1 protein-coding gene is annotated in these 297 nt (G+C 54.9%); it reads left to right on the top strand.

Going from position 1 to position 297, the window contains the following annotated elements:
• Positions 1-297, top strand: a 297-nt coding sequence (locus tag AF337_RS13800; protein WP_152971065.1) for an ABC transporter permease subunit, incomplete at both ends; no start/stop codon positions are given.

Genomic DNA, 297 nt, shown 5'->3' with positions numbered 1-297 from the left:
CATTTCGACCATACCGCGCGACCTCGACGAGGCGGCGCTGATCGATGGCGCCAAGCCCCGACAGATTTTCTTCAGAGTGATCCTGCCGTTGCTGAAGCCGGTGACCGTCACCAACATCGTCGTGCAGTCGATCGCGATCTTCAACGATTTCACCAACCCGCTCTACTATCTTCCCGGCAAGGAGAACGTGACCGTGCAGCTGACGCTCTATAATTTCCAGAGCATGTATACGAGCCAGTACAATCTCCTCTTCATGAATATCCTCCTCGTGACGATCCCGCCGCTGATCGTCTTCAT

The sequence above is a fragment of the Rhizobium ecuadorense genome (genome assembly GCF_001187535.1).
GTDB lineage: Bacteria > Pseudomonadota > Alphaproteobacteria > Rhizobiales > Rhizobiaceae > Rhizobium > Rhizobium ecuadorense.
This window is presented reverse-complemented; position numbering and strand designations above follow the sequence as displayed.